At 71.6% G+C, this 16,893-nt stretch carries 16 protein-coding genes; 7 read left to right on the forward strand and 9 right to left on the reverse strand.

Translation table 11 applies throughout. The features are described 5' to 3' along the window. The first annotated feature begins 66 nt into the window (after window positions 1–66). From OG439_RS21800 to OG439_RS21815, 4 genes are read left to right on the forward strand one after another with little or no spacing between them, the layout of a single operon-like run. A complete protein-coding gene (locus OG439_RS21800; protein WP_326951183.1) occupies window positions 67–1,350 on the forward strand; it encodes an extracellular solute-binding protein in 1,284 nt (427 codons plus the stop codon). Then, window positions 1,350–2,300 carry a carbohydrate ABC transporter permease gene (locus OG439_RS21805; protein ID WP_326951184.1) on the forward strand — a complete coding sequence of 317 codons (951 nt, stop codon included), beginning with the start codon at window positions 1,350–1,352 and terminating at the stop codon, window positions 2,298–2,300. The genes OG439_RS21800 and OG439_RS21805 overlap by 1 nt, the downstream gene beginning before the upstream one ends. Beyond that, the gene (locus tag OG439_RS21810; protein ID WP_326951185.1) at window positions 2,291–3,166 is read left to right on the forward strand and encodes a carbohydrate ABC transporter permease; all 876 of its coding nucleotides are present in this window, start codon (window positions 2,291–2,293) and stop codon (window positions 3,164–3,166) included. Before OG439_RS21805 ends, OG439_RS21810 begins: the two co-directional genes overlap by 10 nt. 1 nt (window position 3,167) lies before the next feature. Then, on the forward strand, window positions 3,168–4,538 hold the full coding sequence (locus OG439_RS21815; RefSeq protein ID WP_326951186.1) for a beta-N-acetylhexosaminidase: 1,371 nt from the start codon (window positions 3,168–3,170) through the stop codon (window positions 4,536–4,538). Window positions 4,539–4,547: 9 nt separating this feature from the next. Here the strand turns inward: OG439_RS21815 and OG439_RS21820 are convergent, their stop codons facing one another. From OG439_RS21820 to OG439_RS21830, 3 genes are all read right to left on the reverse strand, one after another. Further along, window positions 4,548–5,279 carry an alpha/beta hydrolase gene (locus OG439_RS21820; protein WP_326951187.1) on the reverse strand — a complete coding sequence of 244 codons (732 nt, stop codon included), beginning with the start codon at window positions 5,277–5,279 and terminating at the stop codon, window positions 4,548–4,550. A gap of 184 nt (window positions 5,280–5,463) precedes the next feature. After that, on the reverse strand, window positions 5,464–7,221 hold the full coding sequence (locus tag OG439_RS21825) for a M64 family metallopeptidase (protein ID WP_326951188.1): 1,758 nt from the start codon (window positions 7,219–7,221) through the stop codon (window positions 5,464–5,466). A gap of 88 nt (window positions 7,222–7,309) precedes the next feature. Further along, window positions 7,310–8,629 carry an amidohydrolase family protein gene (locus tag OG439_RS21830; RefSeq protein ID WP_326951189.1) on the reverse strand — a complete coding sequence of 440 codons (1,320 nt, stop codon included), beginning with the start codon at window positions 8,627–8,629 and terminating at the stop codon, window positions 7,310–7,312. A gap of 78 nt (window positions 8,630–8,707) precedes the next feature. Between OG439_RS21830 and OG439_RS21835 the strand changes: the two genes are divergently transcribed. Next, the gene (locus tag OG439_RS21835) at window positions 8,708–9,163 is read left to right on the forward strand and encodes a MarR family winged helix-turn-helix transcriptional regulator (RefSeq protein WP_326951190.1); all 456 of its coding nucleotides are present in this window, start codon (window positions 8,708–8,710) and stop codon (window positions 9,161–9,163) included. Window positions 9,164–9,184: 21 nt separating this feature from the next. Here OG439_RS21835 and OG439_RS21840 read toward each other — a convergent pair whose 3' ends face one another. After that, window positions 9,185–9,853, reverse strand: coding sequence for a response regulator (locus OG439_RS21840; protein ID WP_326951191.1), 669 nt, complete (start codon window positions 9,851–9,853; stop codon window positions 9,185–9,187). Beyond that, window positions 9,850–11,487, reverse strand: coding sequence for a sensor histidine kinase (locus tag OG439_RS21845; protein ID WP_326951192.1), 1,638 nt, complete (start codon window positions 11,485–11,487; stop codon window positions 9,850–9,852). Before OG439_RS21845 ends, OG439_RS21840 begins: the two co-directional genes overlap by 4 nt. A gap of 91 nt (window positions 11,488–11,578) precedes the next feature. On the opposite strand from OG439_RS21845, the gene OG439_RS21850 reads away from it, so the two are divergent. After that, the gene (locus tag OG439_RS21850; RefSeq protein WP_326951193.1) at window positions 11,579–12,946 is read left to right on the forward strand and encodes a cation:dicarboxylate symporter family transporter; all 1,368 of its coding nucleotides are present in this window, start codon (window positions 11,579–11,581) and stop codon (window positions 12,944–12,946) included. Between the two features lie 209 nt (window positions 12,947–13,155). Here the strand turns inward: OG439_RS21850 and OG439_RS21855 are convergent, their stop codons facing one another. Beyond that, complete coding sequence (locus OG439_RS21855; RefSeq protein WP_326951194.1) at window positions 13,156–13,557, reverse strand: winged helix-turn-helix transcriptional regulator; 402 nt, start codon at window positions 13,555–13,557, stop codon at window positions 13,156–13,158. A gap of 105 nt (window positions 13,558–13,662) precedes the next feature. Between OG439_RS21855 and OG439_RS21860 the strand changes: the two genes are divergently transcribed. Beyond that, a complete protein-coding gene (locus tag OG439_RS21860) occupies window positions 13,663–15,081 on the forward strand; it encodes a DHA2 family efflux MFS transporter permease subunit (RefSeq protein ID WP_326951195.1) in 1,419 nt (472 codons plus the stop codon). A gap of 44 nt (window positions 15,082–15,125) precedes the next feature. Here the strand turns inward: OG439_RS21860 and OG439_RS21865 are convergent, their stop codons facing one another. From OG439_RS21865 to OG439_RS21875, 3 genes are read right to left on the reverse strand one after another with little or no spacing between them, the layout of a single operon-like run. Then, entirely contained in the window at window positions 15,126–15,569 is a 444-nt protein-coding gene (locus OG439_RS21865; protein ID WP_326951196.1) for an SRPBCC family protein, read from the reverse strand. 4 nt (window positions 15,570–15,573) lie between these two features. Next, complete coding sequence (locus tag OG439_RS21870; protein ID WP_247054088.1) at window positions 15,574–16,296, reverse strand: anti-sigma factor family protein; 723 nt, start codon at window positions 16,294–16,296, stop codon at window positions 15,574–15,576. Further along, the gene (locus OG439_RS21875) at window positions 16,293–16,847 is read right to left on the reverse strand and encodes a sigma-70 family RNA polymerase sigma factor (RefSeq protein ID WP_247064425.1); all 555 of its coding nucleotides are present in this window, start codon (window positions 16,845–16,847) and stop codon (window positions 16,293–16,295) included. The genes OG439_RS21870 and OG439_RS21875 overlap by 4 nt, the downstream gene beginning before the upstream one ends. Window positions 16,848–16,893: the final 46 nt, after the last annotated feature.

The following is a 16,893-nucleotide window of genomic DNA, read 5'->3' on the forward strand; positions in this document are numbered from 1 at the left end:
GGTCGTGAGTGCGTAACAGTGTTCTAACACTGTTACGCACTCACGACCTCCCACTGGAGGGACCCCATGAGACTGCGCCGCACCCTGCCCGTCGTCGCCGGCCTCGCGTTGCTGGCCGGCTGCGCCCCCACCCAGTCCGCGCCCGCGGGCGCCGGCGCGGACGACAAGACCGGCACCGTCCGCGTCTGGCTGTTCGACGAGGCCAGCCGCGCGCCGAAGGAGGCGGCGGTCAAGGACGCGATCGCCGAGTTCAAGGCGGCGCACCAGGGCGTCGAGGTGGACGTCCAGTGGGTGCCGGTCGAGGGCCGGGCCGACAAGTTCTCCGGCGCCTTCAACGACCCGGCCAACGCGCCGGACGTCGCCGAGTTCGGCAACACCGACGTCTCCAACTACGCCGCCACCGGCGCGCTCGCCGACCTGACCGGCGACCTCGCGTCGTGGAGCAAGGGCAAGGACCTCATCCCGACCGTCGTCGACACGGCGAAGTCCGGCGGCAAGACCTACGGCCTGCCCTGGTACACCGGCGTCCGCGCGTTGTACTACCGCACCGACGTCTTCACCGAGCTGGGCCTCAAGCCGCCGACGACGCTCGCCGAGCTCACCGACGACGCCCGCAGGATCCGCGCCGCGAAGCCGGACCTGTACGGCATCTCCGTCGGCGGCAAGTACACCTACGCGATGCTGCCGTTCCTCTGGGCCAACGGCGGTGAGCTGGCGCAGGAGAGCGACGGCAAGTGGAAGTCGACGGTCACCGGTGAGCAGGCCAGGTCCGGCGTCACCCAGTACGCGGACCTGCTCAAGGACGACATCTGCCCGCCCGCGCAGTGCGCGAACCTGACCGGCACGCAGAGCGTCACGGCGTTCGCGGGCGGCAAGGCCGGGATGACCGTCGGCGGCGACTTCAACCGCAAGGCCGTCGACCAGGGCGCGGTGAAGGGCAAGTACGCCGTCGTGCCGATCCCGGGCACCACGGCGGGCAGCGTCGCCCCGGCGTTCGCCGGCGGCAACCTGCTGGGCGTGTTCAACGCGAGCAAGCACCGCGGCCTGGCCCTGGAGTTCATCGAGCTGCTCGGCGGCGCGAAGTACCAGGAGAAGATGTACACGGCGATGGGCAACCTGCCGACGCTGAGCTCGGTGCAGCAGAAGCTCGCCGCGAACGACCCGTTCCTCAAGCCGTTCGTCGACACCCTCAAGGCGGGCACGAAGTTCGTCCCGGCGACGCCGGCGTGGTCCAAGATCGACAGCCAGAACGTGCTGCCGACCGCCGTGCAGCAGATCGCCACCGGCGGCAAGGACCCGGCCGCCGCGCTGACCGACGCCGCCGCCGCGATGGACAAGGCCTTCGGGTAGTGGTCGCCCAGCAAACCCGTCCCGTTGTCGCGGCGCCCGCCAAGGCGCCGCGACGGCGGCGGCGGGACGGCCGGGCCGCGATCCTGTACCTGCTGCCCGCGGGCATCCTGCTCGCCGCGCTGCTCGCGTACCCGATCTACGAACTGGTCCTGATCTCGTTCTACGACTACGGCCAGCCGCAGGCCGCGGGCAACGCGCCGCTGGTGTTCCTCGGCTTCGCGAGCTACGCCGACCTGCTGTCGCAGGTGCAGTTCTGGACGGTGCTCGGCAACACGGTCGGGTTCGCCGCGGCCTGCGTGCTCGGCAGCTTGCTGGTCGGCACCGGGCTCGCCGTCCTGGCGAGCCGGGTGCGCGCGCTCCCCCGGATGCTGCTGTTCCTCGCCGCGCTCGGCGCGTGGTCGACCCCGGCGATGGCCGGCTCCTACGTCTGGCTGTTCCTCTTCGACACCGACTTCGGGCTGGTCAACGAGGTGCTCTCGGGGATCGGGCTGCCTTTCGAGCACCACTCCTGGACGTTCGGCACGATCGGCGCGTTCGGCCTGGTCGCCGCCGAGGTCGTCTGGTGCTCGTTCCCGTTCGTCATGGTGACGATGTACGCCGGGATCAAGGGCATCCCCGACGAGGTCCTGGAGGCCGCGTCGCTCGACGGCGCGTCGGCCTGGCGCTCGACGTGGGCGATCGTCCTGCCGATGGTGCGGCCGCTGCTGGTGATCGCGACCGTCCAGTCGATCATCTGGGACTTCAAGGTGTTCACCCAGATCTACGTGATGACCAACGGCGGTGGCGTGGCCGGGCGCAACCTGGTCCTCAACGTCTACGCCTACCAACAGGCCTTCGCCGGGCAGGAATACGGCCTCGGCTCGGCGATCGGAGTCGTCATGACGCTGTTGCTGCTGTCCGTCACCGGGCTCTACGTCCGCTCGCAGCGCCGGAGCGCGGCATGGCTGTGATCACGAGCCGGCGCGTCCGCCGCGTCCGCCGTCCGGGCCGGCTGATCGCCGAGATCGTCACGGTCGTGATCGCCGGGATCGTCGCGTTCCCGCTGTACTGGATGCTGCTCTCGGCGTTCAAGCCACCGGGCGAGATCCAGTCGGCGAACCCGAAACCGTGGACGTTCAGCCCGTCGTTCGACAGCTTCCAGCGCGTGCTCACGGTGTCCGGCTTCGGGCGGTTCTTCCTGAACAGCCTGGTGGTGGCCCTGGTCGTCGTGGTGCTGTCGCTGCTGCTGTCGTTCCTCTCGGCCGTCGCGCTGACGCGGTTCTCGTTCAAGGGCCGGACCGTGCTGCTGGTGATGATCCTGGTCGCGCAGATGGTGCCGGTGGAGGCGCTGACCATCCCGCTGTTCTTCCTGATGCGCCAGATCGGCGGCGTGGCGCCGGCGTTCGGGCTCAACGAGCTGGGTTCGCTGGTGCTGGTGCACCTGGCCTTCAGCCTGCCGTTCGCGATCTGGATGCTGCGCGGGTTCGTCGCGGCGGTGCCGGTGGAGCTGGAGGAGGCGGCCAAGCTCGACGGCGCGTCCCGGATGCGCTTCACCTGGCAGATCCTGTTCCCGCTGGTCGCGCCCGGGCTGGTCGCGGTGAGCGTGCTGGCGTTCATCCACGCGTGGAACGACTTCCTCTTCGCCAAGACGTTCATCATCTCCAAGACCGAGAACCAGACGCTGCCGCAGGCGATCCTGGTGTTCTTCAAACCGGAGGACACCGACTGGGGCGCGGTGATGGCGTCCTCGACGCTGATGACCGTGCCGGTGCTGGTGTTCTTCGTCCTCGTCCAACGACGGCTGGTGTCCGGCATGGCCGGCGCCGTGAAGGGCTGACATGTCTTTTGCCACCTTGCTCCCCCGCCCGGTTTCGGTGACGCCCGCCGCGGGTTCGTGCCCGTGGCCCGCGCCGGTCGAGGTGCGGCCCGCGGACCTGCCCGCCGAGGGCTACCGGCTGGAGATCTCGCCGGACGGCGTCATGTTGTCCTGTGCCGACGCGGCCGGGGAGGTCTACGGGCGGCAGACGTTGCGCCAGCTCGTGGGGCCGGACGCGTTCCGCGCGGCTTCGCTCGGCCGGGAACTCTCGATCCCGTGCGGCGTCGTCGAAGACCACCCGCGCTTCGGCTGGCGCGGCTGCCTGCTCGACGTCGCCCGGCACTTCCGGACCAAGGCCGAGGTGCTGCGGTTCGTCGACCTGCTGGCCGCTCACAAGCTGAACGTGCTGAACCTGCACCTGACCGACGACCAGGGCTGGCGCTTCGAGGTCCCCGGCTTCCCCAAGCTGACGTCGGTGGGCGGCTGGCGGCCGTCGTCGATGGCGGGCAGCGGGGGCACGCAGGACGGCCGGCCGCACGGCGGTTTCTACACCGGCGACGACCTGCGGGAGATCGTGGCCTACGCCGCCGAGCGGGCGATCACGGTGGTTCCGGAGATCGACATCCCCGGCCACGCGCGCGCGGCGCTGGCGGCGTACCCGGAGCTGGGCACCGAGGCGTCCTACGAGATCTGGACCGCTTGGGGCATCAGCACTTCACTGCTCGATCCGTCCGAGTCCACTTTGGACTTCTTCCGCACGGTGTTCGACCACCTGCTGGAGATCTTCCCGTCCCCGGTGATCGCCCTGGGCGGCGACGAGACGCCGGGCGCGACCGACGAGCACCGCAAGTTCGTCCGGCTGCTGGCCGAGCACCTGGTGGCCCGCGGCCGGACACCGATGGGCTGGGACGAGGTCCTCGACATCGGCGGCCTGCCCCCGATGGTGATCGGCTCCTGGCAGAACGAGACCGCGGGACAGCAGGCCGCCGCGGCCGGGCACGACGTCGTCATGTGCCCCGAGCAGCACGTGTACCTGGACCACCGCCAGTCCGCGCACCCGGACGAGCCGATCCCGGTCGGCATGGTGCACACGCTGGCGGACGTCTACGCCTACGAGCCGGCGTTGAGCGGCCCCCGGCTGCGCGGGGTGCAGGCCCAGGTGTGGAGCGAGCACCTCGACAGCGTCCGGCGGGTCGACTACATGGCTTTCCCACGGCTGTCGGCGTTCGCCGAGGTGGCGTGGAGCAGCGGGCCGCGCGACTACGCCGAGTTCCTGCCGCGGCTGCAGGACCACCACCTGCCGCGGCTGGACGCGCTCGGCGTCGAGTACCGGCCGCTCGACGGGCCGCGGCCGTGGCAGACCCGGCCGGGAGTGCCGGGCCGGCCACGCTGAACCGCCGCCTTACCTCAGGTGCCGGCCGAAGAACCGGTTCCCGTCGTCACCCTCGAACGCCGGGATGCCGGTGTGTCCGCCCATGTTGGCGTGCAACGTCTTCTCCTTCGAGCCGAAGGCGTCGAAGACGTCCAGGGCGAGCTGCCGGTCGTTGCCTTCGTCGTCCCACTGCAGCAGGACCAGCAGCGGGATGGTGACCTGGCGGGCCTCGTCGACCATGCTGCGCGGCACGTAACTCCCGGCGAACAGCCCCGCGGCCACGATGCGCGGCTCGACCACCGCCAGCCGGATGGCGATCGCGAGCACCCCGCCCGAGAACCCGACCGGGCCGCCGATCCCGGGCTGCGCGAGGAGGGCGTCCAGGGTGGTCCGCCATTCCGGGACCGCCCGCTCGACCAGCGGGAGGATCAGCCGGTCGACGATGTCGCCGGTGACCGGCTCACCGGCCCCCAGCGCCCGCTGCAGGTCGGCGCGGGCCTCGTCGACGGCGGCGAACCGGGGCCGGTCACCGCTGCCGGGCAGCTCGATCGTGGCCGCGGCGTAGCCCGCCGCCACGGCGGCCCGGGCCCGGGCCGCCAGCCGGGGGTACATCCTGCGCAAGCCGCCGGGGTGGCCGAGCAGGATCAGCGGAGTCGGTGCGGCCGTGGTTTCGGGCGTCCACAGGATGCCAGGGATCTCGCCGAGGGTGAACTCGCGCTCGAGGACGCCGTCGTCGAGGCGCTGTTCTGAGGTGAAGTGCATGGTCGTGCCTTTCGGGAGTGCGCTGAACGGCGCTCCTCAGGCGACCTATCGCCCGGCCGTGACCCCGGAGGGGAGCACCCATGTCGTTACTGCGGTCACGGGTACCACCTCCTCGTTCTCTGGCACGGCTGCCGGGACGGTAGCAGTGGCCGCCGTGGATCGCCAACGGGTTTACGCGTGCGCGTCACGGCAGCAGCGTCACCGTGACCGACTTCGTCGGGCCGACGTTGCCCGCCGCGTCGATCGAGCGGTATTCGATGCGGTGACGGCCGTAGCCCGGGGTGCGGGGCGCGAACGGCGAGACCGTCAGCCCGCCCGGGCCGAGGTTGCCGTACGCCAGGCCGTCGATCTCCGTCCCCCGCGGGGTGAACAGGAACGGCGCGTCCGGGTCCGTCGGCCAGCCGTAGTACTTGTGCCAGCCGTCGCCGTCCACGCGGAACTCCGGCATACCGTCGGACGCCGTCAGGCGCATCGTGAACGAGCCGTGGAAGACGTGGTCCTCGCCCGCCGGCAGCTCGGCCGTCGTCGTCGGGCCGGACGCGTCCACCGCCCAGGTCAGGGTCGTGCCGCCGGTGGTCGCGGTGAGGGTGTGCGCGCCGCGGGACTCGCCGAGGGCGAAGTCGGGGCCGCTCGCGACCGGACGACCGTCGAGCTTCCAGTGCACGGACGGGATCGAGCCGGTCGGCTCACCGGTTTCGACGTAGACGACGTCGTGGCCGCCGACCGGCTGCGACGTCGGCGTCGACCCCACGACCGCGGGGCCGCCGGAAGGCGCGGTGGTCACCGCCGGGTCGACGGTCCACGTGCGTGTCGCCGTCGGCCGGGCCGCCGGGTCGCGGACGAACGGCGTCGGGTCGGTCACCTTCGCCGTCAGCGTGTGCTTGCCCGGCGAAACGCGGACCTGCCGCAGGTCGAGCGCGTCGGAGCCACGCACGGGACGGCCGTCGAGGGTCCAGGTGACGTCGAGGCGGTGACCGACCGGGTGCATGGTCCGGATCCACACGACGCGGTCGGCGCCGATCGTCCCGGCCGGGGTGCCGTCGCCCAGCAGCGGCACCTTCGCGGAGATCCGCTGGGTCATCCGCTCGCGGCCGACCTGGTCGTAGGCGTAGCCGAGGGTCTTCATCATCGAGTGCGCGCTGGGCCGCCACACGCCGGTCTGGGTGTAGAGCCCGCCTTCGTAACGCCCGATCGTGCCGCCGGACTCGCTGGGCTCGCCGAGCCAGCGGTACCACTTCGCGTGCTGCTCACGCAGCTGCTGCTCGGTCAGCGTGGTGTGGTGGATCGACGCGGGCTCGCCGCCTTCGTACGCCCCGCCCGGAACGCCGCGCGCGTAGTAGTCGTACTCGTCGTCGAGGCCGCCGAGCGAGTGGCCCAGTTCGTGCGGCGAGATGAGCGCCGACAGCGCGTTGCCGCCCGACGCCGTCGCGTAGGTGCCGCCCGCGCCGCCGTAGGTGGTGCTGTTGCCCAGCGCGAGGATCTGCCGGTTGGCCTTGGTCGTGCCGGGCACGAGGTCGGCGTAGCGCTGGGCGGCCGCGTCGTCGACGGTCAGCAGCCGCTGCACGCTCCCGGCGTCACAACCGCCCCAGAACCCCATGTTCAGCGGCGTGTTCCGCTGCGGCGCGTCCAGCCCGGGGTCACAGTCCACACCGGACTCGGGCGAGGCGATCGACACGGCGTAGACGTTGAAGTAGCTGCGGTAGGACTTGAACGGCTCGAGCGACCAGAGCGTGTTCATGTGCCGCGCGACGTCGGCCTGGAACTTCGGCTGCTCGGCCGCGGTGTAGCCGTCGCCGAGGACGACGAGGTTGAACCGCTGCGCGACCGGCCCGGTCACCTGGACGTCGGTGACGGTGCCCGCGGGTTCGCCGGCGTACGCCGGGGTGGCGACCCCCGCTGCCAGCAGCAGCACCGCAGCGACGAGACCGGCCCAGTTCCGCATGCGGCTTTCCCCTTCATCGGCAGGTTCCCGTTGTACCGCAATGCTTTCCCCACCGGAACCCCCGGAAGTCGCGCCGCGGTATAGGGCGTTATACGGGAAGCCACGACCCGTCGAGGGGGACGCCGGCGGCCGCGGCGATCCGGGCGCGGGAGCGCAACGCGCGTTCTCGCAGCTCGTCGAGGTCGACGCCGACCAGCGCGCCGCCGCGTTTGACGACTTCGCCGGCGACGAGCACGGTGTCGACGAGCCCGGGATGTCCGGCGGACAGGATCGCGCCCGCCGGGTGGTTGACCGGGAAGAGCGTCAGGTCGTCGGCGCGCAGCAGCACGAGGTCGGCCTGCTTGCCCGGGGTGATGCTGCCGGTCCGGTCGCCGAGCCCGAGGGCGCGGGCGCCGTCGACGGTGGCGAACTCCAGCACGTCACGGCTGGTCACCGACGGCGGCCGGCCGTGCGCGGTGTCGAGGCCGCGTTGCACGCCGAGCGCGGTGCGCATGGCCGAGAACATGTCGCCGCCGGCCGTGGGGCAGTTGTCTACGGACAGCGTCGGGCGGATGCCCGCGGCGAGCACGCGGCCGGTTTCCGGCCAGCCGAGGCCCATCTTCAGCTCGACGTCGGGGCTGATCGACACCGAGCAGCCCGCGTCGGCCAGCATCGCCAGCTCGTCGTCGTCCAGGCCGTTGCCGTGCACGATCGTCGTCCGGTCGTCGAGCAGCCCGTGCTCCCCCATCGCCGCGATCGGCCGGCGGCCCGTCGTCGCCCCGGCGCGGACGTGCGCGTGGACGCTGACCCGCAGCCCGAGGTCGCGGGCCGCGGCGACGTCGGCGGCCGTGGTCTCGATGGTGGTCCGCTGCGGGCCGCGCAGGCCGGCCGCCATCGTCACGAGCCCGTCGTCGCCGGGGCACCGGTCGCGCATCCGGGCGAGCTCGGCGGCGACCGGACCGTCGGTGGCAATGCCCGCGCCGTAACAGAAAACGCTCCGCCCGGGCGCTTGGCGCAGGGCGTCGAGCGCCGCGTCGCCATGGGCGGGGGTGTCGGTGCAGTGGCACCAGTCCAGCACCGTGGTGACGCCCGAGTGCAGCGCTTCGAGCCGGCCGAGCAGCGTGCCGACGAGCACGTCCTCGGGCCGGTAGAGCGGCCGCAGCAGGCCGTGCATCGCCGGGCCGTACCGGGCGAACGTCCAGTCGGCGGCGAGCCCGCGGAACACCGCCTGCCAGGTGTGCCGGTGGGTGTCGACAAAACCGGGCAGCACCAGCATGCCGGTCGCGTCGAGCACGTCCGCGACCGGCGCGTCGACCCGCTCGGCGACGGCGCTGATCCGGCCGTCCTCGACGAGCACGTCCCCGCGCGGCAGGTCGCCGATCGCCGGGTCGACGCTGATGACCGTGCCGCCGCGCACCAGAGTTCCCATGATTCCCCTTTGCTCAGTTGACACGTCAACTGTAGGTCGCCTCCAGTTGACACGTCAACTCTCGGGTACGCTCCCTGCATGACGGAGACCCCGGAGCTGACCCCCGACGAGTGGGAGTTCTGGCACTCCTGGACGCAGGCTCAGCGCCTGCTCACCCGGGAGCTGGACCGCGGCCTGCAACGCGACTCCGGCATTTCGAAGGCCGAGTTCAGCGTGCTGCTGACCCTGCAGCGCGCACCCGGCCACGAACTGCGCGTCAGCGAGCTCTGCGCGTCCCTCGACTGGGAGAAGAGCCGCGTCTCGCACCAGCTGACCCGGATGGAGAACCGCGGTTTCGTGGCACGCACGGAGTCCGGGACCGGCGGCCGCCGCACACGGGTCGGGCTGACCGCCGAAGGCGACCGCGCCGCGCGGGACGCCGTCGCCGGGCACGCCGGCAACATCCGCCGCTACTTCCTCGACACGCTCACCCCCGGCCAGGCCGCGGCCATCCGGGCCTGGAGCGAGCAGCTGACCGGCCGCCTGGAGCCGTGACGCGCCGGTGCCGTGACGCCGTCACGCGCGGGTCAGGCGGTACCAGACCTCGGGCCGGCCGACCTGGCCGTAGTGCGGCTCGCGGTGGGCCATTCCGTTGTCCGCCAAGTACTCCAGGTACCGGCGGGCCGTGACGCGGGACGCGCCGATCGCGGCCGCCGCCGCGCCCGCCGACAGGCCGTCCGCCGCCCCGCCCAGCGCGTCGGTGATCGCTTCCAGCGTCTGGACGCTCATGCCCTTCGGCAGCGGCGGTTGCTCGGTCGTGCGCAGCGTGCCCAGGGCGCGGTCGATCTCGGCCTGGCCGGACACCTCGCCGGACGCGTCGCGGAATTCGGCGTAGCGCTCCAGTTTTTCGCGCAGGGTGGCGAAGGTGAACGGCTTGAGGAGGTACTGCACCACCCCGACCGACACCGCGGCCTTCACCAGCGCGAGGTCGCGCGCCGACGTCACGGCGATGACGTCGATCGGCACCCCGGCCGCGCGAAGCGAGCGGCAGACCGCCAGGCCGTGGGTGTCCGGCAGGTAGAAGTCCAGCAGCACCAGGTCGACCGGCTCGCGTTCGCAGAACCGCAGAGCGTCGCCACCGGAGTGGACCACGCCCGCCACGGAGAACCCCGCGAGCCTTTCGACGTACACGCGGTGCGCCTCGGCGGCCACCGGTTCGTCCTCCACCACCAGCACCCGGATCACCGGCCGGCCTCCTGCCGCGGCAGGCGCACGGTGAACACCGCGCCGCCGTCCCGCCCGACGTCGACCGTACCGCCGTAGCGGCGCACCGCCTGCCCGACGAGCGCGAGCCCGAGGCCGTGTCCTTCCCCGGCCTTCGTCGACCAGCCGCGGCGGAAGACGTCGGCGTCGTCGGGGACGCCCGGACCGGTGTCGGCGACGCGCAGCAGCAGCTCGTCCGCGTCGGACCGGGCGGTGACGACGACCGCCGGCCGGCCGCCGCCGTGCACCGCGGCGTCGATGCCGTTGTCGATCAGGTTGCCGAGAATGGTGACGAGGTCGCGCGCGGCGACGCCGTGGGTCGCGTCGTCGATCATCGTGTCCGGCGTGATCGTCAGCTCCACTCCGCGTTCGCTCGCCTCGGCCGCCTTCCCCAGCAGCAGCGCGGCGAGCACCGGTTCGGCGACGGCGCCGACGACGCGGTCGGTCAGTTCCTGGGCGAGCGCGAGCTCGGCCGTCGCGAACTCGACGGCCTGCTCGGGTTTGCCGATCTCCACCAGGGAAACCACGGTGTGCAGCCGGTTCGCGGCCTCGTGCGCCTGCGACCGCAACGCCTCCGCGAGACCGCGGGCGGTGGTCAGCTCCCCGGTCAGCGACTGCAGTTCGGTGTGGTCGCGCAGGACCACGACGGTGCCCTGCGCCCGGCCGCCCGCGCGGACAGCGGTCGTGCTGACCAGCAGCACGCGCGCGTCGGTCAGGTGCAGCTCCTCGGCGCGGGTCTCGGCCGAGCCGAACGCCGTCACCAGCTCGACGGGCAGGCCCAGCGCGCCCAGCTCCCGGCCGACCGGGTCCGCGTCGAGTCCGAGCAGGACACGCGCGCCGTCGTTGCACAGCCCGACCTTCCCGTCGCGGCCGACCAGCAGCACCCCTTCGCGGACCGAGTGCAGCACGGCTTCGTGGTACTCGAACAGGTTGCTCAGCTCGTCCGGCGCGATCCCGCGCGTCTGACGGCGGAGCCGGGCGCTGATCAGCCAGCCGCCGAACGCGCCCACCAGCAGCACCGAACCCGCGACGCCGAACAGCGGCCAGAGCCGTTCGCGCAGCTCGGCCGAGATCGCCGCGACGGTGATCCCGACGGCGACCAGCGCGATCACCCGCTGGCCCGCGCCGAACACCGGGACGACCGTGCGGATCGACGGGCCGAGGGAGCCGGTGTAGGTCTCGGTGAGCGGCTGCCCGCGCTGCGCCACCGCGATGTTCCCGATGTAGTGCTGCCCGATCAGGGCCGGATTCGGGTGGGTGAAGCGGATCCCGGCCGGGCTCATGATCGTGATGAAGTCGACGCCGGTGTCGGCCTGCACGCGCACCGCGAACGGCTGCAGCGTGGCGCTCGGGTCCGGCGCGTCCACCGCGGCGATGACGGACGGCGCGTCGGCCACCGTCGCGGCGACGGCGCGCACCTGGTCCTTGGCGTTCTGGTCGGTCGCCCGCGACGCGTCGAGGTAGGCGAACGTGATCCCGGCGCCGGCGAGCACGCAGAGCACCACCAGCTGCAGCACGAGCAGCTGGCGCGCCAGGCTCCAGCGGGACGACGTCGGGGACACCTCCTCATACCAGCACACCGGGGCCCGGGTGTCCGAACGGGACGGTGCGATCATCGCGCGAACTCAATGAACACAAGTGAGCCGGGTCACCTCCGTGCGCCTACAGTGTGCCGCAACCTGGAACACCCCTGAGCTGGAGGCAACGGTGCCGACCCCACCGACAACCGAGGAGACCCCGCGCAAGCGGGACAAGACCCACTACCTGTACCTGGCCGTGATCGTCGCGGTGGCCCTCGGGATCCTGGTGGGTTTCCTCTTCCCCGGCTTCGCCAAGGGCCTCAAGCCCCTCGGTGACGGCTTCGTCAACCTGATCAAGATGATGATCACGCCGATCATCTTCTGCACCATCGTCATCGGCGTCGGCTCGGTCGCGAAAGCGGCCAAGGTCGGCAAAGTCGGTCTGATGGCGCTGTTCTACTTCATCATCATGTCGACCTTCGCCCTGGCGATCGGCCTGGTCGTCGGCAACATCCTGCACCCGGGCACCGGCCTGCACCTCAACCCGGCCGACGTGAAGAGCGTCCAGAAGTCCGCCACCGGCGCCGAAGGCCCGGTCGACTTCCTGCTCGGCATCATCCCGAAGACCTTCGTCTCCGCCTTCACCGACGGCGAAGTCCTGCAGGCCCTGCTGGTCGCGCTGTTCGTCGGGTTCGCGCTGCAGAAGCTGGGCCCCAAGGGCGCCCCGATCCTGCGCGGCATCGAGCACATCCAGCGGCTGGTCTTCCGCGTCCTGTCGATGATCATGTGGGCCGCCCCGATCGGCGCGTTCGGCGCCATCGCCGCGGTGGTCGGCGCGACCGGCTGGGCCGCCTTGAAGAGCCTCGCCGTGATCATGATCGGTTTCTACGCCACCTGCCTGATCTTCGTGTTCGTGATCCTCGGGATCGTGCTGTGGCTCGGTGCCCGGGTGTTCATCTGGAACCTGCTGCGCTACCTCGGCCGCGAGTTCCTGCTGATCCTCTCGACGTCGTCCTCGGAGTCGGCGCTGCCGCGGCTGATCGCGAAGATGGAGCACGTCGGCGTCAGCAAGTCGGTCGTCGGCATCACGGTCCCGACGGGCTACTCATTCAACCTGGACGGCACGGCGATCTACTTGACCATGGCGACGCTGTTCATCGCCGCCGCGCAGGACGAGCCGCTCTCGATCGGTTCGCAGATCGGCCTGCTGGCGTTCATGATCATCGCGTCGAAGGGCGCGGCGGGCGTCAGCGGCTCGGGCATTGCGACGCTGGCGTCCGGCCTGCAATCGCACCGGCCGGAACTGGTCAACGGCGTCGGCTTCATCCTCGGCATCGACCGGTTCATGTCGGAGGCCCGCGCGCTGACGAACTTCGCCGGCAACGCCGTCGCGACCGTCCTCATCGGAAACTGGACGAAGGAGTTCGACCGGGAGAAGGCCGAGCGGGTCTTCGCCGGGCAGGAACCCTTCGAAGAGGCGACCATGCTCGACGACCACAGCCACGCGGCCGGCACCGACGACCTGGACGACGCGGCCAAGCAACCCGCGAAGTAACCCCACCACGTTCGTGCTCACGCCCCCGCTGAGCACGAGCCACGCGGGCCGCGGTGCGAGTTCCCCGACTTCGCACCGCGGCCCGTTTCCACGTCTTCAGCTAGGCGGCACTTTCGGCGAGAAAGCTGCGTCCGAAGGCCCCCGAGGCGCAGCTTTCGCTAGGAAAGATGCATCGCTTCACGCGAAGTTCACACGGGCGGGAAGGCCTGTCAGCAGGCGGCGTGACCGTCGTAGACGACGCGGGCGGCGGCGATCGACTCGCGGTGCCGCTCCGCCCAGCCGAGCAGGCCGCTCAGGGACTGGTACAGCTCCTTCGCCATCGGCGTGGCCTCGTACTCCACGCGTGGCGGGACCGTCGGGTAGACCGTGCGCACCAGCAGGCCGTCGCGCTCCAGGTTGCGCAGGGTCAGCGTCAGCATCCGGCGGCTGATGCCCTCGACCGCGCGCTCCAGCTCGGTGAACCGCACCGGGCCGCGCATGGCCTCCAGCAGGATGCCGATCGGCCACTTCCCGCTGACCCGGTTGATGACCTCGAGCAGCGTGCAGGCCTCGAGTTTCGCCGAGTCCACCTCCGCTGCCTGGACAGGTACACCGATGTTCCCCTGGGACATGGAAGTGCCTCCTTCACGGCGTCCCCATGGTCACACATGATGGGCACTGTTACAAGAAGTGCCCTGGAGACGACCAGGGGAAACGCTCGACTGGAGGGGCCTGCCATGGCCGAGAACCGTCCCACCCGATCCCGCGGGCTCGCCTTGGCGGTGCTGTGCGCCGCGTCGCTGATGGTCGTGCTCGACAGCAGCATCGTCGCGGTGGCGCTGCCCGCGATCCAGGCCGACCTCGGCTTCACGGCCGCCGGGCTCGCCTGGGTCGTCACCGCCTACCTGGTCGCCTTCGGCGGCCTGCTCCTGCTCTCCGGCCGGCTCGGCGACCTGCTCGGCCGCCGCCGGGTCTTCCTCGGCGGCCTGGGCCTGTTCACGGCGGCGTCGCTGGCCGCCGGCCTCGCCGGGAACGCTGCCGTCCTGGTCGTGTCGCGGTTCGTGCAGGGCGTCGGCGGCGCGCTGGCGTCGGCCGTGGTGCTCGGGATGATCGTCACGATGTACCCGGAGCCGCGGGCCCGGGCGAAGGCGATCGGCGTCTACAGCTTCACGCAGGCCGCGGGCGCGTCCATCGGGCTCATCGCGGGCGGCGCGCTGACCCAGGCGCTGAGCTGGCACTGGACGTTCTACGTCAACCTGCCGATCGGCGCCGTCGCGCTGGTGCTGGCCGTCCGGGTGGTCGAGGCGGACCGCGGCGCCGGCCTGCGGGCGGGCCTGGACGCGCTCGGCGCGGTCCTGGTCACCGCCGCCGTGATGCTCGGCGTCTACGGGATCACGGGCTACAACCGGATCGCCCTGGGTGCCGCCGTCGTCCTGCTCGCCGGATTCGTGGTGCGCCAGGCGAAGGCGCGCACGCCGCTGCTGCCGTTGCGGCTGTTCCGCAGCCGCGCGGTCACCGGCGCCAACCTGGTGATGGTCCTGATGGTCGCCGGGATGCTCGGCTTCCAGTTCGTCACCGCGCTGTACCTGCAGCAGGTGCTCGGCCTCGACGCGCTGCGCACCGGCGTCGCGTTCCTGCCGGTGCCGGTCGTGATCGCCATCGCGTCGCTGGGCTTCGCGGGCAAGCTCGCGGAGCGGTTCGGGCCGCGCACGGTGCTGCTGTCCGGTCTGGGCCTGGTGATCGCCGGCCTGCTGCTGCTCACCCGGGTTTCGGTGCGGGGTGACTACTTCACCGACGTCCTGCCGCCGTTGCTGGTGATGGGCCTCGGCGCCGGCATGGCGATCCCCGCGTTGATGGGCCTGGCGATGTCGGGTACCGCGCCGGCGGATTCGGGAGTGGCGTCCGGGCTGATCAACACCACGCAGCAAGTGGGGGCGGCGATCGGCACCGCGGTGCTGGCCACGGTGGCCGCGTCCCGCACAGCGAGCCTGGGTGCGGTGGACCACCGCGAGGCGCTGGCGTCGGGCTTCCGGCTGGCCTACGGCACGAGCGCGGGGTTCCTGATCGCGGCGATCGCGCTCGGGGCGGCGGTGCTGGCCCGCCGTCCACACCGGAGCGCCACCGAGCCGGAGGTGTGCGTCGCCGGTTCCGCGTGATCGGGGCGGCGACCCGGGTTCTCCCGGCCGGGTCGCCGCCCCGCTCACGCGAGGTAGGTGCTCAAACCCCGGTGCCCCCGGCGCATCATCAGCGCGTGGTTCACGCGGAAGAGTGGCCGGGCCACCGTGTCTAACCGCCGCAGCAACGCCTTGCGCGCGTGGACGTCCTGGGTGATCTCCAGCAGCGTCCCCGCGCCCGTCGCGCGGACGGTGCCGGCCAGCACCCCTTCGAGGTCTCCGCTGAGCCTGACCCGCATCAGGCCCGCCCGCTCGTCCTGGTGGTCGCGGTGCATCCGGACGACCAGCCGGAACGGGAGCCGCGAACGGCAGACCAGTTCGGCGGTGTCGTCGTCCACCCGGCGCACCGTGCGGACGTCCGACCACCACCGCGGGTAGCCGGCGAGGTCGGTGACCGCGCCGAACACCCGCTCGGGCGCGGTACCGGGCAGCAGCCAGGAGCTGCTGAACCGGTAGCGCGCGCCCGTCACGACCTCACACCTGGGCCGAGACCAGCTTCCGGCCGTCCACCGTGACGATGTCGACCGACTTCACGTCGTCGGGCGCGACCAGCGCGGACCCGTCGAGCGAAAAGCCCTGGCTCTCCCACTTCTCGGACACTTTCCAGCTGCCGGCGGTGACCGCTTGGCCTTCCTTGGTCACGACCTGCAGCAGGCACTGTTCCCCGGCCTTGACGCCCTTGACGGCGACGTTGACCTTGACCCAGCCCGCGAAGGGCGCCACCGACGCGGCCAGCTGCACGCCGGTCGTCGGATCCCGCCCTTCGACGCTCTTCGTCCCCGCCGGGGTGTCCGGAGGGAACGCCGGCGCCGCGATGCTCGAGTCGGACGTCTGCCGCCCGACCAGGATCCCGCCGCCGAGTGCGGCCACGACCAGCACCGCCGCCGCGACCAGGGCCAGGCCCCGCCGGGACGCCGGCCGCGACGCGGTCCGCGCCGGCGCCGCCGTCTCCTCTTCGCGCACCCGCCGGAGGGTCTTCTGCAGCAGCAGCTCCCCGCCTTCGGGCGGCCCGTCGAGGAACGCCTCGGGCGGCACCTCGTCGAGCGACTCGCGCAACGCCACGAGCTCGTTCAGGTCGAACCTGCACTGGGCGCAGGTTTGCAGGTGCCGTCGTTCGAAGTCGGCCGCCTCCGCCGGGTCGAGCGCCCCGAGGGCGTACGCGCCGAGCTGTGTATGACTTTCGTCCACCGCGTTCACCGCGCCACCTCCGTTCCGCTTCCCGAGATCATCGAGGCTCTGAGAGCCCTGAGTGCGTAGTACGACCTTGATTTCACGGTACCCGGTGCGACGCCCAGTGTTCTCGCCGCTTCGGCCACCGTCCGTCCCCGGTAGTAGATCTCCACCAGGACCTCTCGATGTTCGTTGGACAACCCGTCCATCGCACCGAGCACCGTCATCGAGTCGACCACGCCCTGGGCGTGATCGCGCTCGACGGACGGCGTGGGCACGCCTTCGGCCGGTTCGGCCACTTCCTGTGGCCGTGCCGCCCGGGCTCGCGCCCGGTCGGTGACCAGGTTGCGCGCGACGGTCAGCAACCAGCCGCGCACCGAGCCCTTCCCGTCGTTCTGCAGGTCGTCTGCGTGTTTCCACGCCCGTACCAGCGTCTCCTGGACCACGTCCTCGGCTGCCGCACGATCACCGGTCAGCCTCGTCGCGTAGGCCAGCAGGCTCCGCCCGTGTTCGGCGTAAAGCTGCCGAATCAGGTCTTCGCCTTTGGCCTTCTTCGGCCGCCTGCCTCCGATCGCCACCCTCGTCCTCCCGACGGTGTTCTGAGTCGGCGAGGACAGTACTGCA

The organism is Amycolatopsis sp. NBC_01307 (assembly GCF_035975215.1).
Classification (GTDB): Bacteria; Actinomycetota; Actinomycetes; order Mycobacteriales; family Pseudonocardiaceae; genus Amycolatopsis.